This is a genomic window from Mycolicibacterium litorale (assembly GCF_010731695.1).
Classification (GTDB): domain Bacteria; phylum Actinomycetota; class Actinomycetes; order Mycobacteriales; family Mycobacteriaceae; genus Mycobacterium; species Mycobacterium litorale.
The window spans coordinates 2,307,148-2,330,985 of record NZ_AP022586.1 but is presented as its reverse complement, the minus strand read 5'-3'; the positions used below and the strand labels follow the sequence as shown (position 1 = coordinate 2,330,985).

Sequence of the window (23,838 nt, the reverse complement as noted above, 5' to 3'; positions counted from 1 at the left end):
TGCCTCAATGGCAACTAAAACCTCAGCAGCAACAAGGGTCACCTGTCTGCTCACGGTGGCCACAGTCCTCGGCAGCCTCGGACTCAGCGGTTGCACCCCCAAACCCAACGGACCCGAGCCCGCCGCGGAGGAGTTCTTCGCCGCGCTGTCGACCGGTGACACCGCCGCGGCCGCCGAACTCGCCGACCGCCCCGCCGATGCACGCGCCGCGCTGAACGACGCCTGGGCCGGACTGCAGGCGACCCACCTCGACGCACAGATCCTCGGGTCGAAGTACACCGAGGACACCGGCAGCATCACCTACCGCTACACCTGGCACCTGCCCAAGGAACGCACCTGGACCTACGACGGTCAGCTGAACATGGTGCGCGACGAGGGCCGCTGGGAAGTCCGTTGGGCGACAACGGGTCTGCATCCGCGGCTGGGGGAGAACCAGTCGTTCGCCCTGCGCGCCGACCCGCCGCCGCGAGCATCGGTCAACGAACGTGGCGGCACCGACGTGCTGGTCCCCGGCTACCGGTACCACGTCTCGCTCGACGCTAGGGCGGCGGGCGCGGAGCTGATGTCGACCGCGCGCGTGGTGGCCGACACGCTGCGCCCCTTCCTGCCCACGATCGATGCGCAGCGGCTCGCCGAACAGGCGAGCTCGATGGCCGAACCGATGAGCCTGCTGATCCTCAACCAGGCCGACCACGACCGGGTGGCCGGCATCCTCGGCCCGCGGCCCGGGGTGGTCATCACCCCGCAACCGGATCTGCTGCCCACCGACGAGGGTTTCGCCACCGCGATCGTCAACGAGGTCAAAAAGGAGGTCGCCGACGAACTCGACGGCCGTTCCGGGTGGCGGGTGGTCACGGTCAACCAGAACGGGGTCGACGTCGACGTCCTCAACGAGGTGCCCGGCGATCCCGCGCCGTCAGTGACGATCAGCCTCGACCGCGCCGTGCAGACCGCCGCGCAGAACGCGGTGAACTTCACCGGCAAACAGGCGATGATCGTCGCGATGAAGGCCTCGACCGGCGAGATCCTGGCCGTCGCGCAGAACGCCGCCGCCGATGCGGAGGGCCCGCTGGCCACCATGGGCCTGTACCCGCCGGGGTCGACGTTCAAGATCGTCACCGCGGGCGCGGCCATCGAACGCGATATGGCGACTCCGAACACCATGTTGCCCTGCCCCGGCCACATGGACATCGGCCATCGGACCGTGCCGAACTACGGCGGATTCGATCTCGGCACCGTGCCGATGTCGCGGGCGTTCGCCAGTTCCTGCAACACCACGTTCGCCGAACTGGCCAGCCGGATGCCGCCGCGCGGACTGACCACCGCGGCCGCGCAGTACGGCATCGGACCGGACTACCGGATCGAAGGCATCCCGACGGTGTCCGGTTCGGTCCCGCCGACCGTCAACCTCGCCGAACGCACCGAAGACGGTTTCGGCCAGGGCAAGGTCGTCGTGAGCCCGTTCGGCATGGCGCTCGTCGCGGCCACCGTCGCCGCCGGCCAGACGCCGGTGCCGCGGCTGATCGAGGGCCGCGACACCGTCGTCACCGGCCAGCACCAGCCCGTCGACCCGAAGGTGGTCGACGCCCTGCGGCCGATGATGCGGCTGGTGGTGACCAACGGCACGGCCAAGGACCTGGCCGGCGCCGGCGACGTGCGGGGTAAGACCGGTGAGGCGGAGTTCGCCGGCGGTTCGCACTCCTGGTTCGCCGGCTACCGCGGCGACCTCGCCTTCGCCGCGCTCATCGTGGGCGGCGGCAGTTCGGAATACGCCGTCCGAATGTTGCGCGGCATGCTCGACGGACTGCCCGCCGACTACCTGGCCTGAGTAGCCTGGAGGGGCTATGACGACCCCGGCCCACAACGGTGACGCCCGCCCCGAGCCGATGCCGATGCGCATCTCGGACGCCGATCGCAACGGCACGCTGCGACGGCTGCACAACGCGGTGGCACTCGGTCTGCTCGACATCGAGGAGTTCGAGGAACGCTCGGCGGCGGTGTCGCAGGCGCGGATGCGCGCCGATCTCGACGCCCTGGTCACCGATCTGCCCGGGCCGGGGGCGATCGTCACCTCCGCCACCGATCGGGTCGAACTGCGCGGAGTGTTCGGTTCGCTGAAGCGGCACGGGGAGTGGATCGTGCCGACGCGGCTGGCGCTGCACCGCCGGATGGGATCGATCGACCTCGACCTGACCCGTGCGCGCTTCGCGGGGCCGATGGTCGTCATCGAACTCGATCTGAAATTCGGCGGACTCGACCTGCGGCTGCCCGACGGCGCGAGCGCGTCGATCGACGACGTCGAAGTGATCGTCGGCAGCGCGACCGACCACCGCCGCGACGTGACCGCGGAGGGCAGGCCGCACGTGGTGCTCACCGGCAAGGTGGTGTGGGGTTCGGTCGACATCCGCGGCCCGCAGACCGGGTGGCTGCGCCGGCCGCGGTTCCTCGGCGAGCGTGGCTGACCACCGGCCCTTCTTCAGCGGCTCTTGTCTATTCGCCGCTCAGCGGCTCTTGCCTATTCGCCGCTCAGCGGCGGTCGAGCACCGCGAAACTCAGCGTGGCCCGCGCCGCGAGGCGGTCACGCCCGACGTCGGTGACGTCGACCGCGGTGACGATGAGGCGTTTACCGGCGCGCACGACGGTCGCCTCGGCCCGCGCGGGACCGACCACCACGGGCGCCAGGAAGTGCACGTTCATATCGGCGGTCGTCACATCCTGATCGGCTCGCACGAGCCTGCCGGCCAGTCGTCCGGCGGCGATGTCGATCAGCGTCGTGACCAACCCACCCTGCAGGGCGCCCCGGGTGTTCGTGAGTTCCGGGCGGTTGGCCATCTCCATGACCATCCGCTCGTCGGTCTCCAGGATGTCGTGCATACCCAGCTGCCCGAGTAGATGATTCGGGGTGGTCTTCATCGGTGTCGACTCGCCGAGCATGGAGACAACCTAACATTCTCGCCACAGGAGAGCGGCGTTCTCCTGGCTATCCTCGGTGTATGTCTGTGCGCACCGCCCTCCGTCCCGGCGAACTCTCTCCCACGCTGCCGGTACCCAAGTCGATCGAGCGCCCCGAGTACGCGTGGCGCCCGACCGTCGACGAGGGCAACGAACCCTGGGTCCAGACCCCCGAGGTGATCGAGAAGATGCGCGTGGCCGGCCGCATCGCCGCCCGCGCGCTGGCGGAGGCCGGCAAAGCCGTCGCACCGGGCGTCACCACCGACGAGCTGGATCGCATCGCCCACGAGTACATGGTCGACCACGGCGCGTACCCGTCGACGCTGGGCTACAAGGGTTTCCCGAAGTCCTGCTGCACATCGCTCAACGAGGTGATCTGCCACGGCATCCCGGACTCGACCGTGATCCAGGACGGCGACATCGTCAACATCGACGTCACCGCCTACATCGACGGGGTGCACGGCGACACCAACGCCACCTTCCTCGCCGGTGACGTCTCCGAGGAGCACCGCCTGCTCGTCGAGCGCACCCACGAGGCGACCATGCGCGCCATCAAGGCGGTCAAACCGGGTCGTGCCCTGTCCGTGATCGGCCGGGTCATCGAGGCCTACGCGAATCGGTTCGGTTACAACGTCGTTCGCGATTTCACCGGCCACGGCATCGGCACGACCTTCCACAACGGTCTGGTGGTGCTGCACTACGACCAGCCCAGCGTGGACACCGTCATCGAACCCGGCATGACGTTCACCATCGAACCGATGATCAACCTGGGCGGGTTGGACTACGAGATCTGGGACGACGGCTGGACCGTGGCCACCAAGGATCGCAAGTGGACCGCCCAGTTCGAGCACACCCTGGTCGTCACCGATACGGGCGCCGAGATCCTCACGCTGCCGTGAGCGCCGCAGCGAGTGGCGCCCAGTGCGACATCCGGGGCGGAATCTGGCAGTGAGTACACGTTCGCCGCGATGAACGGAGCGTTGCTCGTCGCCGGCACCACCTCCGACGCCGGGAAATCGATGCTGGTGGCCGGACTGTGCCGGCTGCTGGCCCGCAAGGGTGTGCGGGTCGCGCCTTTCAAGGCGCAGAACATGTCGAACAACTCGGCGGTGACCGTCGAAGGGGGTGAGATTGGACGGGCCCAGGCCATGCAGGCCCGCGCCGCCGGCCTGGCCCCGAGCGTGCGGTTCAACCCGGTGCTGCTCAAACCGGGCAGTGACCGCACCTCGCAGCTCGTCGTACGCGGACACGTGACCGGCACCGTCAGCGCGACGGACTACATCACCCACCGCGACCGGCTGGCCGACGTGGTCGCCGACGAACTGGGTGCGCTGCGTGAAGAATTCGACGTCGTGCTCTGCGAGGGCGCGGGTTCGCCCGCGGAGATCAACCTGCGCGGCACCGACCTGGCCAACATGGGGCTCGCGCGCCGCGCCCACCTGCCGGTCATCGTGGCCGGCGACATCGACCGGGGCGGAGTGCTGGCCCACCTGTTCGGCACGGTCGCGGTGCTGCAGCCCGACGATCAGGCGTTGATCGCGGGGTTCGTGGTCAACAAGTTCCGCGGCGATCCGGCCCTGCTCACGCCGGGCCTCGACCAACTGCGGGAGCTGACGGGCCGGCCCACCTACGGGGTGGTCCCGTACAGCGACGCGCTCTGGATGGACACCGAGGACTCGGTGTCCGTCGTGTCGGGGCGGGTCATCGGCAGGCCTGCGCCGCCGCGCGGCGGCGACGGTCTGCAGGTCGCGGTGCTGCGGCTGCCGCGCATCTCCAACTCGACCGACATCGAGGCCCTGGCGTGCGAGCCGGGGGTGGCGGTGCGGTGGGTGACCGACCCCGCCGACGTGGCCGATGCGGACGTCGTCGTGCTGCCCGGCACCAAGGCCACCGTCGCCGATCTGGAGTGGTTGCGCGCCAACGGGCTGGCGGAACCGATCGCGGCGCACGCCCGCGCCGGCCTACCGGTGCTGGGAATCTGCGGCGGTTTTCAGATGCTCTGCCGCCACATCGACGATCCGGTCGAGTCCCGGGCCGGCAACGTGGACGGGCTGGGTCTGGTGGACGCCGACATCGCGTTCGCCGCCGAGAAGACGTTGCGGCGCTGGACGACTCCGCTGCACGGGTACGAGATCCATCACGGGCAGGTGGTCCGCTCCGGGGCCGAGGACTGGGCGGGCATCGGGCTGCGTCGCGGTGCGGTGTTCGGCACCCACTGGCACGGTCTGTTCGACAACGACGAGTTCCGCCGCGCCTGGCTCGCCGAGGCGGCCGCCGCGGCGGGCAGGACCGGCTTCGTGGTCGCCGACGACGTCGATGTGAGCGCGCGCCGCGACGCCCAACTGGACGTCATGGCCGACCTGCTGGAACGTCACCTCGACGTGGATGCCGTCGCCGACCTCATCGACGCCGGACCGCCGTCGCGGCCGACCGTCACGACCGGGCTGCGCCCGTAGCCGAGAACGGGTAGCGCACTACTCGCGACCCTCGTCGCTGCGCGCCTTACGTTGCCTGTGGTCGAGCCGGAGAAGACCGGCCCCGCATCAGGAGTCAAAGCCATGAACATCCTTTACACACAGGCCTTTCCGACCACACCGAGGTCGACGAAGCCGACGGCGCCGACACGGGTGATCGTCACCGAGCACGAGGTGATGCTCGGTTCGGCGGCGGCGCTGCTGGCCCCGCCCCGTGAGACCCACCGGCGGCGGACCGTCCTCGCCTGGTTCGCGAGCCTGCGGCGCGAACCGCGCCACCACGTGCAGTCGCGGCGTGACTTCACCGAGCACTCGCGGATGGCGCGGGAGATGTACCGGCTCTGAGAAAGCTGTCGACGGTCGGCTCACCGGCACCGATTCTGCGTAACCTGGGAAGATGACCAGGCGGCCCGCGGTGGCTTGCGCCCTCGTGGCGATGGTCGTGCTCGGTGGATGCGCCACCACCGTGACGGGAACACCCACGTGGCCGGGCGCCCGCCTCGAGCGGGTGTTGCTCACCGCCGCGGACTTCCCCGCCGGGGTGCAGTACGACCGCATCGTCGACGACCCCGGCCAGGGTGGCGGCACCGGCCCGCCGCCGATGCTCTCCCGCCCCGAGGGGTGCTCCGACGGTCTGACCCGGGTGATCGAAGCCTCCGCGCAACGGGGACCGGGCAGCGCCGCGAAGTATGTCGCCGCCTACGACGGGGCCCGCGCGGTGATGACGGTGCTGACGTGGCCACTCGACGTCGACCAGCTCGCCGCGACCGCCGACCGGTGCGCCAGCTACGACACCTTCTTCGATCCGACCGACGAGGGCATCCCGATGACCACCACCCGCATTCAGACCGCACGACCCGACGCCTTGGTGTACCGGCAGACGATGACACTTTCCGGGGTCGACAACAGCGTGTTCTTCAGCTTCGAGAACGTCGGCACGATGGCTGTGTTCGGCATCGCATTCCCGACGCCGAATCCGGGAATCACCGCCAAAGGTGCGCTGCCGCAGACCTTTCTGGACATCGCGACACGCCAGGCCGAGCGCATCGGCGCCGGCTGAGACGGGCGCAACACCAAAAATCCCGCCCGCCGGCGCGGTGTTGCCGGTAGCGTGGCCGAATGCTCTCATCCATGGTCACCGTCGACGGATTCTCCGTACCGGTGGACGTGGCCGGTCCCGAAAAGGGTTCAGCGGTGGTACTGCTCGGTGCGGCGCAGCATTCGCCCGCGGCGTACGACGGGATCTGCCAGCGGCTGCACACCGCGTCGCTGCGCACCGTCGTGATCGGCGCCGATCCGCGGCTCACCGGCAAGGCCGTCGTCGGCATCCTCGACGCGATCGACGTCCGGTGGGCGCTTCTGGTGGGCGACCGTCACGGCGGCGAACTCGCCTGGGAGCTGGCCGCCACCCGGCTCGACCGGTTCATCGGGCTGGTCGTGATCGACCGGGGGCATCCGCGCGTCCCCGACCCGAAGGGAACCGTCCGCGACGAGCACTGTCCGCCGGTCGAGATGAACACCACGGCGCTGGTCAGCACGCCGGCGTCGCGGTCGGTGGCCAAAGCCAGCCAGCGCTTCGTCTACGGCGACTACCGTCTGGTCGACCTGCTGGGCCGGCGAAACGCCGCGGACTCCACGGCGCAGCTCGCCGCCGAGATCGTGATGCGCACCAGCACCTGGTGACTAGGCCGGCGTCTCCTCCGGAGTCCACGCCTGCGGCAACCCCGGCTGCATCGGGAACAGAAAATCGACGAAAGCCGCTGCGGTGGGCTGTGGTTCATGGTTTGCCAGTCCCGGTCGTTCGTTGGCTTCGACGAAGACGTAGTCGACGCCGGTGACATCGGGCACCAGCAGATCGATACCGGTGACCGGGATGCCGATCGCCTCCGCGGCGGCCACCGCGACCCGGCACAGCTCCGGGTTCACCTCGGCGGTCACATCGTGGATGGTGCCGCCCTGATGCAGGTTGGCGGTCCGGCGCACGCGCAGCCGCTGACCCTCGGGCAGGACGTCGTCCAGTGACCAGCCGGCCTCCTTGACGGTGCCCTCGGTGACCTTGTCCATCGGGATCTTCGACTCGCCCCCGGTCGCGGCGGCCCGCCGGCGACTCTGCGTCTCGATGAGCTCGCGGATGGTGTGTTTGCCGGTCCCCAGCACCTCCGGCGGCATCCGCAACGCCGCCGCCACCACCCTGCCGTCGATGACCACCAGCCGCAGATCGTCGCCCGGTGCCCGCTGTTCGATCAGCACGTCGGGATGCTGTTCCCGGGCGCGCGCCAGCGCCGCGTCGAGTTCCTCGGCGCTGTCGACGCCGACGGTGATGCCTTTGCCCTGCTCGCCGCGGGTCGGCTTGACCACCACGTCACCGACCTCGGCGAGGAATCTGTGGTCCTCTTCGTCGAACGTGGCGAGCCGGCCCTTCGGCACGGCGATACCGGCCTCGGAGACGATCCGCCGGGTCTGGCGTTTGTCGTCACACCGCGCCATCGCCACCGCGGAGGTGAACTCCGACAGCGATTCCCGGGTGATGACACTGCGCCCGCCGTGGCTCAACCGCATCTCCCCGGCACCAGCGTCGAGCACCTCCACCCAGATCCCGCGGCGGATCGCCTCGTCGGCGATGATGCGCGCATACGGGTTGAGGTCGTCGATGGTCTCTGGGGAGTGGGTGAACAGCGGTTCGTTGATCGCGTTCTTGCGTTTGACCGCCAGCACCGGCACGCGTTGGAAGCCGAGCTTCTCGTAGAGCGCGATCGCCGCGGTGTTGTTGTGCGCCACCGACAGATCCATGTACGACAGGCCGCGGTCGCGGAACAGCTGGGCCAGCGCCCGGGTGAGCGCGGCACCCACGCCCGGCAGGCTCGACGTGGGGTCGACGGCCAGCGTCCACAGGCTCGACCCGTCCTCCGGGTCGTTGAACAACCGCTTGTGGTCGACTCCGGTCACCGTGCCGATGATGCTGCCGTCGTCGTCGCGGACCGCCACCAGGTAATCGACGGCGTCGGCGTTGTTGTGGTTGTCCCAGATGACTTCGGTGGGTGCGGGCACCATCCCGCACTGCACGTACACCCGATTCATCGCGTCAGCGTCGGACGGCTCGCGAAGGGACCGGACGGTGAAACCCACCGGCTTGGGGTCCGCGGTGACCTCGTGCTCGGGGAACCGCAACCGGTAGGTGTGGCTCGGGTCGATGAACAGTTCCGAGGGTGAGCGCGCCACCAGCACATGCGACTCGCGCGCGTAGATGCAGATGTCACGGCGGCCGGGACCCTCGTGCTGCAGCACCTGCGCCAGCTTCTCCGGATCGGCGAACGTCTGGCCGAAGATCAGACGGCCCCAACCCAGCTCGACAACGACGTCGTCGGCCATCGCGTCGACCAGGTGCTGCGGCGATGCGTCGTGCAGCCCGAGCGTGATGGCCTCGGTGTGGTCGCTGTCGGGGTCCAGGTGGGAGCCGAGGTCGGTCATGCTGCCGGCCCCGTGATGCCGTTGCGTTGCAACCACAGCTCGAGCAGTCCGATCTGCCACAGCTCGTTGCCGCGCAACGGGGTCAGCCGGCCGTTCGGATCTGCCAGCAGACGGTCGACCGCCTCGGGCCGGAACAGGTCGCGCTCCTTGGCCGCGGGCGAGGACAGGGCGTCGCGGACGAGGTCGAGGTAGGGACCCTCCAGATGGGTGAGCGCAGGCACCGGGAAATACCCCTTGGGCCGGTCGATCACCTCGGCCGGGATGACCCGGCGGGCCGCCTCCTTGAGCACCCCCTTACCGCCCTGGGCGGTCTTGTACTCGGGCGGACACGTGGCGGCGAGTTCGACGAGCTCGTGGTCGAGGAACGGCACGCGGCCTTCGAGACCCCAGGCCATCGTCATGTTGTCGACGCGTTTGACCGGGTCGTCGACCAGCATCACCGTGGTGTCGAGGCGCAACGCCCGGTCGACGCCGGTCGCCGCGCCCTCACGCGCGAAGTGCTCGGTGACAAAGCGGCCGCTCGGGTCGCCGTCGGTGAAGTACGGGGGAGTGATGAGCGCGTTGACGGCCTCCGGGTCGCGGTCGAAGAACGCGGCCCGGTAGCTGGCCACCGAACCCTCGATGGACGCGGCTGCGGGATCGGCCATCGGCGGGTACCAGTGGTAGCCGGCGAAGACCTCATCGGCGCCCTGTCCCGACTGCACCACCTTGACGTACTTGGCGACCTCCTCGCTCAGGAGGTAGAAGGCCACGCAGTCGTGGCTGACCATCGGCTCGCTCATGGCGGCGACCGCGCCGTCGAGAGCGGGCAGCATGCGCGCGGTGTCGATGCGGATCTGGTGGTGGTCGGTGCCGAAGCGCTGCGCGACGATGTCGGAGTACTTGAACTCGTCGCCCGCCACCCCGTTCACCGACTCGAATCCGATCGAGAAGGTCTGCAGGCCGGTCTGCCCGGCCTCGGCGAGCAGGCCGACGATCAGGCTGGAGTCGACACCGCCGGACAGCAGGCAGCCCACCGGCACGTCGGAGACCAGCCGCCGCTCGACCGCGCGTCGCAGCGCGGAGAGCACCGCGTCCTCCCAGTCGCGCTCCGACCAGTCGGCGCGGTCGGCGTGGCGCGTGAAGTCCGGCGTCCAGTACGTCGTGGTGGTCCGCCTGCCGTCGGGCTCGATCGCGATCAGCGACGCCGGCGGCACCTTCTTGACGCCGCGCAGGATCGTCAGCGGCGCCGGTACGACGGAGTGGAAGGACAGGTAGTGATGCAGCGCGACGGGGTCGATGCGGGTGTCGACGCCGCCACCGGCGACCAGCGCGGGCAGGGACGAGGCGAACCGGATCCGGTTGGCGTCCTCGGAGATGTAGAGCGGTTTGATGCCGAGCCGGTCGCGGCCCAGCAGTACCCGCCCGCTGTCACGTTCGACGATCGCGAACGCGAACATCCCGTAGAGGCGGTCGACGAACCGGTCACCCCAGTGGTGGTAGGCCTTGAGCAGCACCTCGGTGTCGCTGGTGGAGAAGAACCGGTAGCCGTGGCCGCTGAGTTCGTCGCGCAGCTGCCGGTAGTTGTAGATGCAGCCGTTCCAGGCGATCGCCAAGCCGAGCTCGCCGTCGACCATGGGCTGCGCGCCCGCCTCGGACAGATCGATGATCTTGAGACGACGGTGCCCCAGCGCGACCCGGCCCTGCGACCAGGCGCCGGCGCCGTCCGGTCCGCGCCGGGTCAGCGTCTCGGCCATGGCCGAGACAGCGGCTATGTCAGGGGTTCTGCCGTCGAGGCGTACCTCGCCGGTGGCTCCACACATCGCTTAAACCCTACCGCGACCACGCCCGCAGTGCCTGACAGCAGCGTCAATCGGGGCGTCGGAGTTTCGTTTGATGGACACCGCAGGTACGTACCCACGTGGCGTCGCTCTATGCGCCCCGAATGGCCTAGCTCACAATTTCGGACACGTCAGGACACACCCTCGAGCTGCCCGTCGCTCTCGTCGATCTGCTTGATCGGCCCGGTGAACCACTTCTTCACCGACACGTGCCAGTAGATGAAGAGCAGGATCAGGACGCCGCCGACCAGCAGCGGGGTGTAGTTGACGAACTTCCACGCGAAACTCGGGTCCCACGGCATGCCGCCCAGCGACGTCGGGAACATCGCGATCATCGAGGTGAGGACGATCTCGGCGATGGCCACGGGAGCCATCCACCTGTGGTGGCCGCGCAGGTTCCACCGTCCCACCTCGAATCGGTCGCCCAGCTTCCACCGGTAGTAGATCGGCACCGCGAAGCACAGATACAGCCCGACGACACCGATCGACACCACCGCGAAGAACGCGACCGGCACCGGTGCCCCGTTGACGTCGACCTCGACCAGTGCCGGCAGGGTGATGACGGCCGCCACCACCGCGGTCACGACCACCGCGTTGGCGGGCACCCGCTTGGCGCTCACCTTCGACCACAGCTGATGACCGGGCACCGCGCGGTCGCGGCTGAACGCGAACAGCATCCGCGAGGCACTGGTCTGGCACGCGGTCGTGCAGAAGAACTGCCCCGCGGTGGAGATCAGCAACACGATCGCCACCCATGTGGAGTCCATCGCCTGGTTGAAGATCGTCACCACCGCGCCACCGCCCGCGGACACCTCGTCGGCGTCCTGCACCGCGAACAGGAACGTCAGCAGCAGGATCCAGCCGCCGATCGCGGAGTAGAAGATCGAGCGCCAGATGCCCTTGGCGGCACCGTCGGCGGCGCTCCTCGTCTCTTCCGACAGGTGCGCCGACGCGTCGTAACCGGTGATCGTGTACTGGGTGAGGATCGCCGAGATCGGCAACACGAACAGCAGCCAGCCGATGCCCTTCTCCCCGTCGAAGATGCCGCTGTTGTTGATGGTCTGCGCGAACACGTCGCTGACGCTGGCGTGCTGTTCGGGGATCAGCCACAGGATCGCGACGACCGCGACCGCACCCGCGACATGCCACCAGACCGAGACGTTGTTGATCACGGCCAGCAGGTGACTGCTGAGGATGTTGATGGTCGCCGAGACGGCAAGGATGATCACGAAGATCACGAACGTGCGGGTGAGGCTGTAGCCGGCCAGCCAGCTCTCGCTGAACGTGCCCAGCGTCAGGTCGAGGAACGTCGCGCATCCGTAGGACACCGACGCGAGGATCGCCACGAGGCCGATGAGGTTGAGCCAGCCGGTGTAGAAGCCGGCCTTCGGGCCGCCGAGTTTGGCTGCCCACCAGTAGATTCCGCCCGATGTCGGATACGCGGACACGAGTTCGGACAGGCAGAGTCCGGTGATCAGGATGAACGCCGAGACGATCGGCCAGCCCCACGCGATGGCGGCGGGGCCGCCGTTGTTCCAGCCGAGACCGAACGAGGTGAAGCAGCCGGCCAGGATCGAGATGATCGAGAACGAGATGGCGAAGTTGGAGAAGCCCGACCAGGACCGTTGCAGTTCCTGGACGTAGCCGAGTCTGGCGAGGTGCTTCTCGTCGTCGTCGAGATGTTCGTGACCCTCGGGCATCCTGATCCTCCTTCGATTCCCTCAGTGGGGCCGGGCTGCGTCGGCCGCAGTGGCAGCATAGGATGCCAAAGGTCTGGTGTCCGACCTTTGCGAGTAGCGACCGTGTAAAAATTCGTGGCGAGCTTCGGCAATTCACCGGGCAATGGTTGGCTTCACGCCACGTGAAGCCCGTGGGAAAGGTGCGCGCATGGGGGCTCCAACCGGCATGTTGGCGCAGGCCGACCTCGAACGCATGGTGGCCGATCGCGAGATCGACACGGTCATCGTCGCTTTCACCGATATGCAGGGCAGGCTGACCGGCAAACGGATATCGGCCCGGCTGTTCGTCGACGACGTCGCCGCCCACGGGGCGGAGTGCTGCAACTACCTGCTGGCCGTCGACGTGGAGAACAACACCGTCGACGGGTACACCGTCTCCAGCTGGGAGACGGGTTACGGCGACATGGTGATGACGCCGGATTTCGCTACGCTGCGGCTGATTCCGTGGCTGCCCGGCACCGCGCTGGTGATGGCCGATCTGTCGTGGACCGACGGCCGGCCGGTCGAGCAGGCGCCGCGCAGCATCCTCAATCGCCAGATCGACCGGCTCGCGGAGAAGGGTCTGGTGCCCTACGCCGCGACCGAACTCGAGTTCATGGTGTTCGACGACTCCTTCCGTGCGGCATGGGCCGCCGGCTACAAGGACCTCACCCCTGCCACGGACTACAACATCGACTACGCGATGTTGGCCTCGACCCGGATGGAACCGCTGATGCGCGACATCCGGCTCGGCATGGAGGGCGCGGGGATGTACTGCGAAGGCGTCAAGGGCGAGTGCAACCTCGGTCAGCAGGAGATCGGCTTCCGCTACGACCACGCGCGGACCACCTGCGACAACCACACCATCTACAAGAACGGCGCCAAGGAGATCGCCGACCAGCACGGCAAGAGCCTGACCTTCATGGCGAAGTTCGACGAGCGCGAAGGCAACAGCTGCCACATCCACATCTCGCTGCGCGGCGAGGACGGCAGTGCGGTGTTCGCCGACGAGGACGCCGACGACGGCATGTCACCGCTGTTCCGCAGCTTCATCGCCGGCCAGATCGCGACCATGCGTGAGCTCTCACTCTGCTATGCGCCGAACATCAACTCCTACAAGCGGTTCGCCGAGGGCAGCTTCGCTCCCACGGCGATCGCCTGGGGTTTCGACAACCGGACGTGCGCGCTGCGGGTCGTCGGCCACGGCGCCGGGATGCGGATGGAGAACCGCGCCCCGGGCGGCGACGTCAACCAGTACCTCGCGGTCTCCGCGCTGATCGCCGGCGGTCTGCACGGCATCGAGAACTCGCTCGAACTGCCGGATCCGGTGAGGGGCAACGCCTACACCAGTGGCGCGGAACGCCTCCCGACGACGCTGGCGGAGGCGGCCGACCTGTTCGAGCGCTCCGAGGTCGCCCGCGCGGCCTTCGGCGACGACGTCGTGGAGCACTACCTCAACTACGCGCGCGTGGAACTCAAGGCGTACAACGCCGCGGTGACCGATTGGGAAAGGGTGCGAGGCTTTGAGCGGCTCTGAACCCGTCCGCCGCCCGGTCCTGGGCATGACCACCTACCTGCAGCAGGCGCAGACCGGCGTGTGGGACGTGCAGGCGAGCTTCCTGCCGGCGATCTACTTCCAGGGCGTGAACCTGGCCGGGGGAGTCGCGGTGCTGCTTCCTCCGCAACCGGTCGACTCCGGCGCGGCGGCCCGGGTGCTCGACGGGCTCGACGGCCTGATCATCACCGGCGGCAAAGACGTCGACCCGGCGCGTTACGGCCAGGCGCCGCACCCCACGACCGACGAGCCGGACCGGATCCGCGACGCGTGGGAGTTCGCGCTACTCGACGAGGCCCTGCGGCGCGGCGTTCCGGTGCTCGGGATCTGCCGCGGGGCACAGGTGCTCAACGTCGCGCTGGGCGGCACGCTGTTCCAGCACCTGCCCGACGTGATCGGCCACACCCACCACCAGAAGGGCAACGCGGTGTTCGGCACCTCGGCGGTGTGGACCGAACCCGGCACCCGGCTGGCGGAGCTGATCGGCACATCCTCGGACGCCCAGTGCTACCACCACCAGGCGATCGACCGCGTCGGTGACGGCCTGATCGTCAGCGCGCGCGACGACGACGGCGTGATCGAGGCGGTCGAGCTGGACCGCCGGACTCATCCGGACCAGTGGGTCGTGGGCGTGCAGTGGCACCCCGAAGAGCGGCTCGACGACCTGCGGCTGTTCGCCGCGGTGGTGGCGGCCGCGAACCACCATGCGATGGAAAGGGTACGAACGTGACCTCCTGTGAGGTGATCAACCCGGCGACCGAGGAGGTGCTGCGGACCGTCGAATTCGTCGACGTCGAGGGCGTCGACGATGCCGTGGCTCGGGCCGCGTCGGCCCAGCGGACGTGGGCGAGGCTGGCGCCGGCCGACCGCGCCGCCGCGCTGCGCTCGTTCGCCGCGGTGGTCGACGCGCACATCGACGAGCTGGCCGCGCTGGAGGTGGCCAACTCCGGGCACCCGATCGGCAACGCCGAATGGGAGGCCGGACACGTCCGCGACGTGTTGCAGTACTACGCCGCGGCTCCCGAACGCCTGTCCGGCAAGCAGATCCCGGTGGCCGGCGGTCTCGACGTCACGTTCAACGAGCCGCTGGGCGTCGTCGGGGTGATCACGCCGTGGAACTTCCCGATGACGATCGCGGCGTGGGGTTTCGCACCGGCGCTCGCCGCGGGCAACGCGGTGGTCCTCAAACCCGCCGAGTGGACTCCGCTGACGTCGGTCCGCCTCGGTGAGCTGGCCGTCGAGGCGGGTCTGCCCGAGGGCCTGCTGAGCGTGCTGCCCGGGCGGGGCTCGGTGGTCGGCGAACGCTTCGTCACCCACCCCGCCGTCCGCAAGGTGGTGTTCACCGGCTCCACCGCCACGGGCACCCGGGTGATGGCGGGGGCGGCCGCACAGGTCAAGCGCGTCACCCTGGAACTCGGCGGCAAGAGCGCCAACATCGTCTTCGACGACTGCGACCTGGAGAAGGCCGCCGCGACCGCGCCCTACGGCGTCTTCGACAACGCGGGACAGGACTGCTGTGCGCGCAGCCGGATCCTGGTGCAGCGCAACGTCTACGACCGCTTCATGGAACTGCTCGAACCGGCGGTCAAGGGCGTGGTGGTCGGTGACCCGGCCTCGCGCGACACCGAGATGGGTCCGCTGGTGAGCAAGGCGCACTGGGAGAAGGTGTCCTCCTTCGTGCCCGACGACGCCCCGGTCGCCTTCCGCGGCGAGGCCCCCGCGGGCCGCGGTTACTGGTTCGCGCCGACGGTGCTCACCGCGCAGCGCGCCGACCGTGCCTTCACCGAGGAGATCTTCGGGCCCGTCGTGACGGTGCTGCCGTTCGACGACGAGGCCGATGCGATCGCGATCGCCAACGACACCGCATACGGGCTGTCCGGTTCCATCTGGACCGACAATCTGTCGCGGGCGTTGCGCGTCTCGCGCGCAGTCGAAGCGGGCAACCTGTCGGTCAATTCGCATTCCTCCGTCCGGTACACCACACCGTTCGGCGGCTTCAAACAGTCGGGACTGGGCCGTGAGCTCGGACCCGACGCCCCGCTGTCCTTCACCGAGACAAAGAACGTGTTCATCGCTGTCGCAGAATCGATCGGAGAGAATTCATGACCCCGTCCCGGGTTGACCTGACCCAGCGGCTGGCCGGCAAGGTCGCCGTCATCACCGGCGGTGCCAGCGGTATCGGGCTGGCCACCGCGAAGCGGATGAAGGCCGAGGGCGCCACGATCGTCATCGGCGACATCGATCCGGCCACCGGCAAGTCCGTCGCCGACGACCTCAACGGCACCTTCGTACCGGTCGACGTCTCGGACCAGGTCGCCGTGGACGCGCTCTTCGACACCGCCGCGGAGACCTACGGGTCGGTCGACATCGCCTTCAACAACGCCGGCATCAGCCCGCCGGAGGACGATCTGATCGAGAACACCGGCATCGACGCCTGGCAGCGGGTGCAGGACATCAACCTCAAGTCGGTGTTCTTCTGCTGCAAGGCCGCGCTGCGCCACATGGTGCCCCAGCAGAAGGGGTCGATCATCAACACCGCGTCGTTCGTGGCGGTGATGGGGTCGGCCACCTCGCAGATCTCCTACACCGCCTCCAAGGGCGGGGTGCTGGCGATGTCGCGGGAACTCGGCGTGCAGTACGCCCGCCAGGGAATCCGGGTCAACGCGCTCTGCCCCGGACCGGTGAACACTCCGCTGCTGCAGGAGTTGTTCGCCAAGGATCCGGAGCGGGCCGCCCGCCGGCTCGTGCACATCCCGCTGGGACGGTTCGCCGAACCCGAGGAGCTCGCGGCCGCGGTGGCGTTCCTGGCCAGCGACGACTCGTCGTTCATCACCGGATCGTCGTTCCTGGTCGACGGCGGGATCAGCTCGGCGTACGTGACGCCGCTGTAACCACATCGGCCATGACCTCCGCCCCGGAACCTCAGCCCGCCGGCGACCGCCTCGCCGCGGAGCCGGCGGCTGAGGTGCTGCTGCGTCCGGTGCGGCTCGGCAACGCGTTCGAGGACACCGTCGGCCGGCTGCTGGAGACGATACGGCTGGGTGTCGTCGCACCGGGTGAATCGCTGCCGCCGGAACGCGAACTCGCCGTGCGGCTCGGGGTCAGCCGGGACACCGTGCGAGAGGCCATCAAATCACTGGCGGACGCCGGCTATCTGGTGTCGCGCCGGGGCCGCTACGGCGGCACCTTCCTCGCCGACGAACTGCCGCGGCACACGCGCGACGACCGCGGGCTGACCCGCGAGGAGATCGACGACGCGTTGCGGCTGCGCGAGATCCTCGAGGTCGGCGCCGCCCGGATGGCGGCGGGCCGCACGCTGACCTCGGCGCAGCGCGAGGAGCTGTGGACCCGGCTGGCCGACGTTCGCGGCGCCGCACCCGACGACTACCGCAGGCTCGACTCCCGGTTGCACCTCGCGATCGCCGAGGCGGCCGGCTCACCGTCACTGGTGCCGCTGGTGGCGGAGAACCGGATGCGCCTCAACGCGCTGCTCGACCGGATCCCGTTGTTGAAGCGCAACATCGTCCACTCCGACGAACAGCACCAGGAGATCGTCATCGCGATCCTGGCCGGCGACGCCGATGCGGCCGAGTCGGCGATGCGCGCGCACGTGGCGGGCTCGGCCGCGCTGCTGCACGGCTTCCTCGACTGAGCCCCCGTGCGCGAGGGCACCGGTGCCCGCCGATCTCCATTAAGTTGTCAGCAGTGGAGCAACCCGGTGATCACACGCAGGTCGAACGGGCGACCTCGGCGCTGGCCGACGTCGACACCGGTGGCTGGACGCAGCGCTTCGACCTGCTCTCCGACCCGCACCGACTGGAGATCCTGCTCAGCCTGCACCGCGCCCCGGGCATCTGCGTCAGCGACCTGGCCGCCGCGCTCGGCCGATCGGAGAACGCGGTGTCGCAGGCCCTGCGCGTGCTGCGCCGGCAGGGATGGGTGAGTTCGACCCGGGTGGGCCGGGCGGTCAGCTACCGCCTCGACGACGAGATCGTCCACGACCTCCTGCACTGGATCGGCGCCCGGCACGGCTGACCACCTCTGAACATCTGTTCATCTGGACAGATGTCGGGTGCGGTCCTACGCTCGGTGAGTGACCGCCGACCACGTCGCCATGCACATGAGCGACGGCATCGTCAACGCACCCACGTCGCTGCTGTTCGGCGTCATCGCGGTTGCCGCCCTTGGGTTCTGCGTCCTGCGCGCCCGAACCGAACTCGACGAGCGGGCGGTCCCGCTGGCCGGTCTTGTCGCGGCGTTCGTCTTCGCCGTGCAGATGGTCAACTTCCCGATCCTGCCCGGCGTCAGCGGCCACCTGCTCGGCGGTGCGCTGGCGGCGATCCTCGTCGGCCCCTACACCGGCGCCCTGTGCATCGCGCTGGTGCTCGTGGTGCAGTCGCTGCTCTTCGCCGACGGCGGCATCACCGCACTCGGCACCAACATCACCAACATGGCGGTGATCGGCGTCGCCGCCGGTTACGGCACCGCAGCGGCACTGTACGCATTGGCCCGCCGCAGAACCCAGGTGCCGGTGGCCGCGGTCGGGGTGATCGCGTTCGCCGCCGCGATGATCGGGACGGTGTGTGCGGCAATGGGATTCGTCCTGCAATATGCGATGGGCGGAGCGGCGCCGACGTCGCTGGATGCGGTGCTGGCCTACATGGGCGGCACGCATGCCCTGATCGGGGTGGGGGAGGGTGTCATCACCGCGGTCACCGTGATGGCCGTCGCCCGAGTGCGCCCCGACCTCGTCCACCTGATGCGCCCGGCCCGCGAGAAGGTGCCGGCATGAGCGGCCGCCGACTGTTCTGGGTCGTCTTCGCCGCCATCACCGTCGTCATCGCCGGCGGGGTGTCGTACGTCGCCAGCGCCAGCCCAGACGGGCTCGACGCCACGACCCTGCGCGGGTGTGAGGTGATCGAGACGGCTGACGGGGAATCCCTGACCGGAGACTGCATCGCCCGGCACGCCGACGACCACGCGCTCGCCGGCTCACCGCTCGCCGACTACGCGGTGGGCGGACGGCCGGGAACCAACGGCCCGGCCGGTGTGCTGGGCGTGGTCGTGACCGCCGCCCTCGGCTCGGCCCTGTTCTGGCTGATCGCCCGCGGCCGCCGCAGCAGGAGATAGCCGTGGGTGCGGGCGCGCATCCGCTCTATCGTCACGGCGACTCCGCCGTGCACCGCATGCCCGCCGAGACCAAGATCGTCTGCCTGCTGGCGTTCGTACTGGCCGTCGTCGCCACCCCCCGAGAGCTCTTCTGGCCGTACCCGCTCTACGGGATGATCGTCGCCGTCGCGTGGTGGGCCGCCCGCATCCCACTGCGCTGGGCGCTGCCGCGGATGCTGATCGAGGTGCCGTTCGTCGTGCTCGCGGTGCTGCTGCCCTTCGCCGACGGCGAGGAACGCATCGACGTCGCCGGCCTGTCCCTGTCGGTGACCGGGCTGTACGCGGCGTGGGCGATCGTCGCCAAGGGCACCCTCGGCATCGCCGCTTCGCTGACCGTCGCCGCGACCACCCCGGCGGCCGAACTGCCGGCCGCGCTGAGCCGGCTGCGTGTACCCGCGGTGATGACGTCGGTGCTCGTGCTGATGATCCGCTACATCGACCTGCTGACCGCCGAGGCGGCCCGTATGCGGATCGCCCGGATCTCGCGCGGCGACTCCCCGCGCGCACTGCATCAGGCCGGCGCCCTCGCCAAGGGTGTCGGTGCGCTGTTCCTGCGATCCTACGAGCGCGGTGAACGCGTCCACATCGCCATGTTGTCCCGCGGATTCGACGGCCACACACCGGATCTGGCGGCGGTCGGGGCGCCACCTCCGGCACGCCGCACGCAGTGGGCCGTCGCGCTGCTGCCCGCCGCGGCTGCCGCCGCCGTCGCCGCCGCGGCCTGGGTGGTGCCGTGACCGGGCCGATCGAGGCGCCTGCGGTCCGCGTCGAGGGGCTGCGCCACGTCTACCCCGACGGCCACGTTGCGCTGGCGGGTGTGGATCTCACCGTCGGCGCCGGGGAACGCGTCGCGGTGCTCGGCCCCAACGGGGCGGGCAAGACCACGCTGATGCTGCACCTCAACGGTGTGCTGGAGGCGACAGCGGGCACCGTGCACATCGGCGGGACACCGGTGCGGCGCACCACGCTGGCCGACATCCGCAGGCGCGTCGGCCTGGTGTTCCAGGACCCCGACGACCAACTGTTCATGCCGACCGTCGCCCAGGACGTGGCGTTCGGACCAGCCAACTTCGGGGTGCGCGGCGACGAACTCGCCGCGCGGGTCCGTCGTGCACTGATGACCGTGTCACTCACCGACGAAGCCGATCGCAGCCCCACGCATCTGTCGGCGGGCCAGCGTCGACGCGCCGCCCTTGCCACCGTGCTCGCCTGCGAACCGGAGATCCTCGTCCTCGACGAACCGTCGGCCAACCTCGACCCCGTCGCGCGCCGCGAGCTCGCCGAGACCGTGGCGGGGATCGACGCCACGACCATCGTCGTCACCCACGACCTGCCGTACGCCGCTCAACTCTGCGAGCGCGCGGTGATCGTCGACGCCGGTGTGGTGGTGGCCGACGGCCCGATCGGCGACCTGCTCTCGGACGCGGATCTGCTGGCCGCACACCGGCTCGAACTGCCGTGGGGCTTCGCCATCCCCGGGAAAATCACTTGACCTCAACTTCGGTTGAGGTGCCAGTCTGCCCGTGTGGGCACGACGACCGATGAACCGACAACGAGCGCAGACGACCTCACCGCGCGCTTCACGCGCGACGTGCTGCCGCTGGTCGACACCCTCTACCGCGCCGCGCGCCGCTACACCACCACCGCTGCTGACGCCGAGGACCTGGTCCAGGAGACGCTGACCAAGGCGTACGCGGGGTTCCACTCCTACAGTGACGGCACCCACATGCGGGCGTGGTTGCTGCGCATCATGACCAACATCTGGATCTCCTCCTACCGTGCAGCCCAGCGCCGCCCCGACGAGGTCAACGCCGAGGTCACCGACGCCCAGCTCGCCGCGGTGGCCGCCCACACCTCCACCGGGCTGCCGTCGGCCGAACTCGCGGCGCTGGAGGCTATGGGTGACGACGACGTGCGCGCCGCGCTGGCGGGTCTGCCCGTCGACCAGCGGCTGGTGGTCTACTACGCCGACGTGGAAGGGTTGCGCTACAAGGAGATCGCGGCGGTCCTCGACATTCCGCTGGGCACGGTGATGTCGCGGCTGCACCGGGGGCGGACCCGGTTGCGCCGACTGCTCACCGACGTCGCGGTCGCGCGGGGTTACCTGCCCGCGTTCAGTGCTGCCGCGCCGGCGGCCACGGCGGCTCACCGCACAGGGCCAGCAGAGCGTTCTCGACCACTTCGGGCAGCGCCGGATGAATCCAGTACTGACCCCGTGCGATGTCCTGGGCGGGCAGATCGAACGCCATGGCCTGGACGAGCGGCTGGATGATCGACGACGCCTGGTGGCCCATGATGTGTGCGCCCAGCAGCATCCCGCTGTCGTCGTCGACGATGAGCTTGGCGAAACCGGACGTGTCCTCCATCGCCCAGCCATAGGCGACGTCGCTGTAATCCTGGACCTTGGTCCTGATCCGGTATCCCTGTGCGCGCGCCTCGTTCTCGGTGAGGCCGACCGAGGCGATCTGCGGTTCGGTGAACACCGCCGACGGGACGTTGCGGTGATTGGCCGGCATCAGCGCATCGGTGTCGTCCCAGTCGATGAGCAGGTTGTTCTTCACCACGCGCGCTTCGTGATTCGCGACGTGCTTGAGCTGATAGGGCGAACTGACATCGCCGAGGGCGAAGACGTTGCGCGCGGTGGTCCGCTGGAACTCGTCGACGGTGACCAGGCCGTGCTCGACCGCCACCCCCGCCAGATGCGCGTCGAGCCGGTCGCCGTTGGGCACCCGCCCCGTGGCGACCAGTAGTACGTCACCGCGCAGCGAGGAACCGTCGTCGAGGTTGAGCGTCACCCCCGACTCGTCGGTGGAGCCGCCGACGATGTTGCGGCGACTGCGGATCTCCCATTTCTTGCCCGCGATGTCGGTGAAGCGTTCGCAGACGGTGTCGTCGGCATGGGCCAGCATGGCCGTCCCCCGGATGACGATCGTGACCCGCGACCCCAGCGACGAGAAGATGTGCGCGAATTCCGCTGCGACGTAACCGCCGCCGGCGATGATGATGTGGTCGGGCAGTTCCGCCAGCCGCATGATGGTGTCACTCGTGTGATAGGCCACCCCACAGTCGGCGATGGCCGGCGGCACGGTCGCGCGCGAACCCGCCGCGATCACCACCTGATCGGCGGTGAACTCGTCACCGTCCTCGGTGCGCAGGCGGTACCGGCCGTCGGGCAGCACATCGGCGAACCGGGTGTGGCTGTCGAACACCTCGACGTTGGGCGACGACCGCCGGTAGTGCTCACCGCCGGTGGCCAGAGGGTCGATGCGGCCGAACACGCGCGAGACGATGTCACTCCAGCGCACGCCGTCGACGTGGGCGTCGATACCGAATCGCGCTGCCTCACGGACGTTCTGGGTCACCCCGGCGGAGTACACGAACATCTTCGTCGGGATGCAGCCGACGTTGAGGCAGGTGCCGCCGAACAGGCCCTCCTCGCACACGGCGACGCGCTTGTCGACATACCGCTCGTCGAGAATCGTGTTGCCCGAACCCGTTCCGATGATCGCGATATCGAAGTGCCCCACTTCAGACCCCCCGCCGCTTCGCTCGCCCCATGCCCGTCATCCCCGTTCGGATCGTCGTGTCGTAGCCCGGTGTTCGGCCAGATACCAGTCCAGCCAGCGATCCAGTTCACCGTAGGCCGCACGCCGCGGCTCGGCCAGCGAAAGGAACACGTCGTGTTTGGCGTCGGCGATCGGCACGATGGTGCTGCGGTTGCCCACACAGCCCGCCCAGCGGGCGATGTGCGTGACGTCGAGGACCGCGTCGCCGCGCTGCATCTCCGCCGGATCGGGTGCCTCACGCACGCTGTGGTCCGAGCGCAGGATCAGGTTCGGCACCCCGACGTCGAGGCCGCGGTGCAACCGGGCGTGGCCACGGCGGATCGCGTGGATCCACCCCGCCGTCACGGGGAAGCCCCCGACCGGCTTCCACTCGAGGTCGTAGTCGAACTCACCGGCGAAATCGCGGTGCAGGGTCGCGCCGTACCCGCCGCCCGGATTCGGCGACCGCACGATCCTGCGCTTGCCGAACCGCGACACGGCTCCCAGCGCGGCCGAGGCGGCCGCCGAGCGCAACATCGCGGGGCCCTGCAGATCGAACCACGGGCTGTTGAGCACCAGGCCGGTGACGTTCAGTGCCGCGGTCAGGCCGCGCCGCCGGAGCCGGTCCAGCCAGAGCGAGACCACCAGTCCGCCCGCCGAATGGCCCACCACCAGCACGGCGGCCCCACCGGTCTCCTCGCCGATGATCCGCAGACCCTGCTCGAGTTCGCGGTCGTAGCGCGAGAGGTCGGTGGTGAAGTGCGGGGTCTGCCCGTCGCGGCGCGAGCGGCCGCATTTGTGCAGGTCGATGGCGTAGAAAGCGAATCCCCTCGCGGCCAGGTGGTCGGCGAGTTCGTTGTGGAAGAAGTAGTCGGTGAACCCGTGCACCAGCAGCACCGCGCGCCGCGCGCCCGGCTGCGGCCGGCCCCGCCGCACGACCGTCGCGACGAGGTCGCCCTCACCGTCGGGATCGGGACCCAGCGACAGGGTGTGCCGCTGGTAGTCCGGCAGCACGTCGGTTTCCCAGCTCGGCACCGGGGAGCTCACGCATGTCACCTTAGGCGGACCGGCAACGGTGCAGGCCACAGCGGTGAGGGATGGCACAGTGGCCGAGCGGTTGGCGTCCGCCGCAGCGGG

23 protein-coding genes and 1 pseudogene are annotated in these 23,838 nt (G+C 69.3%); 18 read left to right on the top strand and 6 right to left on the bottom strand.

Annotated elements, in window-relative coordinates; translation table 11 throughout:
* Nucleotides 1-7: 7 nt before the first annotated feature.
* Together G6N30_RS10980 and G6N30_RS10975 are read left to right on the top strand one after the other, a co-directional pair.
* The gene (locus G6N30_RS10980; protein ID WP_134052689.1) at nt 8-1,828 is read left to right on the top strand and encodes a penicillin-binding transpeptidase domain-containing protein; all 1,821 of its coding nucleotides are present in this window, start codon (nt 8-10) and stop codon (nt 1,826-1,828) included.
* A gap of 16 nt (nt 1,829-1,844) precedes the next feature.
* On the top strand, nt 1,845-2,462 hold the full coding sequence (locus tag G6N30_RS10975; protein WP_134052687.1) for a DUF1707 SHOCT-like domain-containing protein: 618 nt from the start codon (nt 1,845-1,847) through the stop codon (nt 2,460-2,462).
* A gap of 64 nt (nt 2,463-2,526) precedes the next feature.
* On the opposite strand, the gene G6N30_RS10970 is transcribed toward G6N30_RS10975, so the two are convergent.
* Nucleotides 2,527-2,913: a PaaI family thioesterase gene (locus G6N30_RS10970; RefSeq protein WP_134055157.1), complete on the bottom strand. Its 387-nt coding sequence runs from the start codon at nt 2,911-2,913 to the stop codon at nt 2,527-2,529.
* Between the two features lie 80 nt (nt 2,914-2,993).
* Between G6N30_RS10970 and map the strand changes: the two genes are divergently transcribed.
* The 5 genes from map to G6N30_RS10945 all read left to right on the top strand — a co-directional run bounded on the left by map (nt 2,994) and on the right by G6N30_RS10945 (nt 7,109).
* Nucleotides 2,994-3,851, top strand: a complete 858-nt coding sequence (gene map, locus G6N30_RS10965; RefSeq protein WP_134052685.1) for a type I methionyl aminopeptidase — start codon at nt 2,994-2,996, stop codon at nt 3,849-3,851.
* Nucleotides 3,852-3,920: 69 nt separating this feature from the next.
* On the top strand, nt 3,921-5,408 hold the full coding sequence (locus G6N30_RS10960; protein WP_134052683.1) for a cobyric acid synthase: 1,488 nt from the start codon (nt 3,921-3,923) through the stop codon (nt 5,406-5,408).
* A gap of 102 nt (nt 5,409-5,510) precedes the next feature.
* Nucleotides 5,511-5,771 (top strand): hypothetical protein, encoded by a 261-nt coding sequence (locus tag G6N30_RS10955; RefSeq protein WP_134052681.1) that lies wholly within the window; start codon nt 5,511-5,513, stop codon nt 5,769-5,771.
* Between the two features lie 52 nt (nt 5,772-5,823).
* Nucleotides 5,824-6,486: a hypothetical protein gene (locus tag G6N30_RS10950; RefSeq protein ID WP_134052675.1), complete on the top strand. Its 663-nt coding sequence runs from the start codon at nt 5,824-5,826 to the stop codon at nt 6,484-6,486.
* Nucleotides 6,487-6,545: 59 nt separating this feature from the next.
* The gene (locus G6N30_RS10945) at nt 6,546-7,109 is read left to right on the top strand and encodes an alpha/beta fold hydrolase (protein WP_134052673.1); all 564 of its coding nucleotides are present in this window, start codon (nt 6,546-6,548) and stop codon (nt 7,107-7,109) included.
* On the opposite strand, the gene ngg is transcribed toward G6N30_RS10945, so the two are convergent.
* From ngg to G6N30_RS10930, 3 genes are all read right to left on the bottom strand, one after another.
* Nucleotides 7,110-8,894 carry an N-acetylglutaminylglutamine synthetase gene (gene ngg / locus G6N30_RS10940; RefSeq protein ID WP_134052671.1) on the bottom strand — a complete coding sequence of 595 codons (1,785 nt, stop codon included), beginning with the start codon at nt 8,892-8,894 and terminating at the stop codon, nt 7,110-7,112.
* Entirely contained in the window at nt 8,891-10,696 is a 1,806-nt protein-coding gene (locus G6N30_RS10935; RefSeq protein WP_134052669.1) for an N-acetylglutaminylglutamine amidotransferase, read from the bottom strand. The genes ngg and G6N30_RS10935 overlap by 4 nt, the downstream gene beginning before the upstream one ends.
* Nucleotides 10,697-10,845: 149 nt before the next feature.
* Nucleotides 10,846-12,414 (bottom strand): amino acid permease, encoded by a 1,569-nt coding sequence (locus tag G6N30_RS10930; protein ID WP_134052667.1) that lies wholly within the window; start codon nt 12,412-12,414, stop codon nt 10,846-10,848.
* Between the two features lie 187 nt (nt 12,415-12,601).
* On the opposite strand from G6N30_RS10930, the gene G6N30_RS10925 reads away from it, so the two are divergent.
* The 11 genes and pseudogenes from G6N30_RS10925 to G6N30_RS10875 form a co-directional block, all read left to right on the top strand.
* Entirely contained in the window at nt 12,602-13,969 is a 1,368-nt protein-coding gene (locus G6N30_RS10925) for a glutamine synthetase family protein (RefSeq protein ID WP_134052665.1), read from the top strand.
* A gap of 25 nt (nt 13,970-13,994) precedes the next feature.
* Nucleotides 13,995-14,717: a gamma-glutamyl-gamma-aminobutyrate hydrolase family protein gene (locus tag G6N30_RS10920; RefSeq protein ID WP_134055155.1), complete on the top strand. Its 723-nt coding sequence runs from the start codon at nt 13,995-13,997 to the stop codon at nt 14,715-14,717.
* Nucleotides 14,714-16,093 carry an aldehyde dehydrogenase family protein gene (locus G6N30_RS10915; protein ID WP_134052663.1) on the top strand — a complete coding sequence of 460 codons (1,380 nt, stop codon included), beginning with the start codon at nt 14,714-14,716 and terminating at the stop codon, nt 16,091-16,093. Before G6N30_RS10920 ends, G6N30_RS10915 begins: the two co-directional genes overlap by 4 nt.
* On the top strand, nt 16,090-16,878 hold the full coding sequence (locus tag G6N30_RS10910; protein ID WP_134052661.1) for a 3-oxoacyl-ACP reductase: 789 nt from the start codon (nt 16,090-16,092) through the stop codon (nt 16,876-16,878). The genes G6N30_RS10915 and G6N30_RS10910 overlap by 4 nt, the downstream gene beginning before the upstream one ends.
* A gap of 11 nt (nt 16,879-16,889) precedes the next feature.
* Nucleotides 16,890-17,639, top strand: a complete 750-nt coding sequence (locus G6N30_RS10905; RefSeq protein ID WP_134052659.1) for a FadR/GntR family transcriptional regulator — start codon at nt 16,890-16,892, stop codon at nt 17,637-17,639.
* A 53-nt stretch (nt 17,640-17,692) separates the two neighbouring features.
* Nucleotides 17,693-18,022, top strand: coding sequence for an ArsR/SmtB family transcription factor (locus G6N30_RS10900; RefSeq protein ID WP_179965577.1), 330 nt, complete (start codon nt 17,693-17,695; stop codon nt 18,020-18,022).
* Nucleotides 18,023-18,080: 58 nt separating this feature from the next.
* The gene (locus tag G6N30_RS10895; protein ID WP_163687522.1) at nt 18,081-18,779 is read left to right on the top strand and encodes an energy-coupling factor ABC transporter permease; all 699 of its coding nucleotides are present in this window, start codon (nt 18,081-18,083) and stop codon (nt 18,777-18,779) included.
* Nucleotides 18,776-19,117 carry a PDGLE domain-containing protein gene (locus G6N30_RS10890; RefSeq protein ID WP_134052655.1) on the top strand — a complete coding sequence of 114 codons (342 nt, stop codon included), beginning with the start codon at nt 18,776-18,778 and terminating at the stop codon, nt 19,115-19,117. Before G6N30_RS10895 ends, G6N30_RS10890 begins: the two co-directional genes overlap by 4 nt.
* Before the next feature lie 2 nt (nt 19,118-19,119).
* Nucleotides 19,120-19,893: a cobalt ECF transporter T component CbiQ gene (cbiQ, locus tag G6N30_RS10885; protein ID WP_134052653.1), complete on the top strand. Its 774-nt coding sequence runs from the start codon at nt 19,120-19,122 to the stop codon at nt 19,891-19,893.
* An 8-nt stretch (nt 19,894-19,901) separates the two neighbouring features.
* Nucleotides 19,902-20,648 (top strand): energy-coupling factor ABC transporter ATP-binding protein, encoded by a 747-nt coding sequence (locus tag G6N30_RS10880; protein WP_134055151.1) that lies wholly within the window; start codon nt 19,902-19,904, stop codon nt 20,646-20,648.
* A 33-nt stretch (nt 20,649-20,681) separates the two neighbouring features.
* Nucleotides 20,682-21,173: pseudogene (locus G6N30_RS10875) on the top strand (sigma-70 family RNA polymerase sigma factor); the annotation flags it as partial.
* A gap of 97 nt (nt 21,174-21,270) precedes the next feature.
* Here G6N30_RS10875 and mtr read toward each other — a convergent pair.
* Entirely contained in the window at nt 21,271-22,683 is a 1,413-nt protein-coding gene (gene mtr, locus G6N30_RS27225) for a mycothione reductase (RefSeq protein WP_134052651.1), read from the bottom strand.
* A 36-nt stretch (nt 22,684-22,719) separates the two neighbouring features.
* Nucleotides 22,720-23,736: an alpha/beta hydrolase gene (locus G6N30_RS10865; protein ID WP_134055149.1), complete on the bottom strand. Its 1,017-nt coding sequence runs from the start codon at nt 23,734-23,736 to the stop codon at nt 22,720-22,722.
* Nucleotides 23,737-23,838 lie beyond the last annotated feature (102 nt).

Bases quoted from the DNA above. Each gene is read 5' to 3' on its own strand.
- map (WP_134052685.1), top strand. From the start codon at position 2,994: ATGTCTGTGCGCACCGCCCTCCGTCCCGGCGAACTCTCTCCCACGCTG.
- G6N30_RS10980 (WP_134052689.1), top strand. From the start codon at position 8: ATGGCAACTAAAACCTCAGCAGCAACAAGGGTCACCTGTCTGCTCACG.
- G6N30_RS10960 (WP_134052683.1), top strand. From the start codon at position 3,921: ATGAACGGAGCGTTGCTCGTCGCCGGCACCACCTCCGACGCCGGGAAA.
- G6N30_RS10920 (WP_134055155.1), top strand. From the start codon at position 13,995: ATGACCACCTACCTGCAGCAGGCGCAGACCGGCGTGTGGGACGTGCAG.
- G6N30_RS10930 (WP_134052667.1), bottom strand. From the start codon at position 12,414: ATGCCCGAGGGTCACGAACATCTCGACGACGACGAGAAGCACCTCGCC.
- G6N30_RS10890 (WP_134052655.1), top strand. From the start codon at position 18,776: ATGAGCGGCCGCCGACTGTTCTGGGTCGTCTTCGCCGCCATCACCGTC.
- G6N30_RS10970 (WP_134055157.1), bottom strand. From the start codon at position 2,913: ATGAAGACCACCCCGAATCATCTACTCGGGCAGCTGGGTATGCACGAC.
- ngg (WP_134052671.1), bottom strand. From the start codon at position 8,894: ATGACCGACCTCGGCTCCCACCTGGACCCCGACAGCGACCACACCGAG.
- G6N30_RS10975 (WP_134052687.1), top strand. From the start codon at position 1,845: ATGACGACCCCGGCCCACAACGGTGACGCCCGCCCCGAGCCGATGCCG.
- G6N30_RS10905 (WP_134052659.1), top strand. From the start codon at position 16,890: ATGACCTCCGCCCCGGAACCTCAGCCCGCCGGCGACCGCCTCGCCGCG.
- G6N30_RS10935 (WP_134052669.1), bottom strand. From the start codon at position 10,696: ATGTGTGGAGCCACCGGCGAGGTACGCCTCGACGGCAGAACCCCTGAC.
- G6N30_RS10910 (WP_134052661.1), top strand. From the start codon at position 16,090: ATGACCCCGTCCCGGGTTGACCTGACCCAGCGGCTGGCCGGCAAGGTC.
- G6N30_RS10925 (WP_134052665.1), top strand. From the start codon at position 12,602: ATGGGGGCTCCAACCGGCATGTTGGCGCAGGCCGACCTCGAACGCATG.
- G6N30_RS10945 (WP_134052673.1), top strand. From the start codon at position 6,546: ATGCTCTCATCCATGGTCACCGTCGACGGATTCTCCGTACCGGTGGAC.
- G6N30_RS10950 (WP_134052675.1), top strand. From the start codon at position 5,824: ATGACCAGGCGGCCCGCGGTGGCTTGCGCCCTCGTGGCGATGGTCGTG.
- G6N30_RS10955 (WP_134052681.1), top strand. From the start codon at position 5,511: ATGAACATCCTTTACACACAGGCCTTTCCGACCACACCGAGGTCGACG.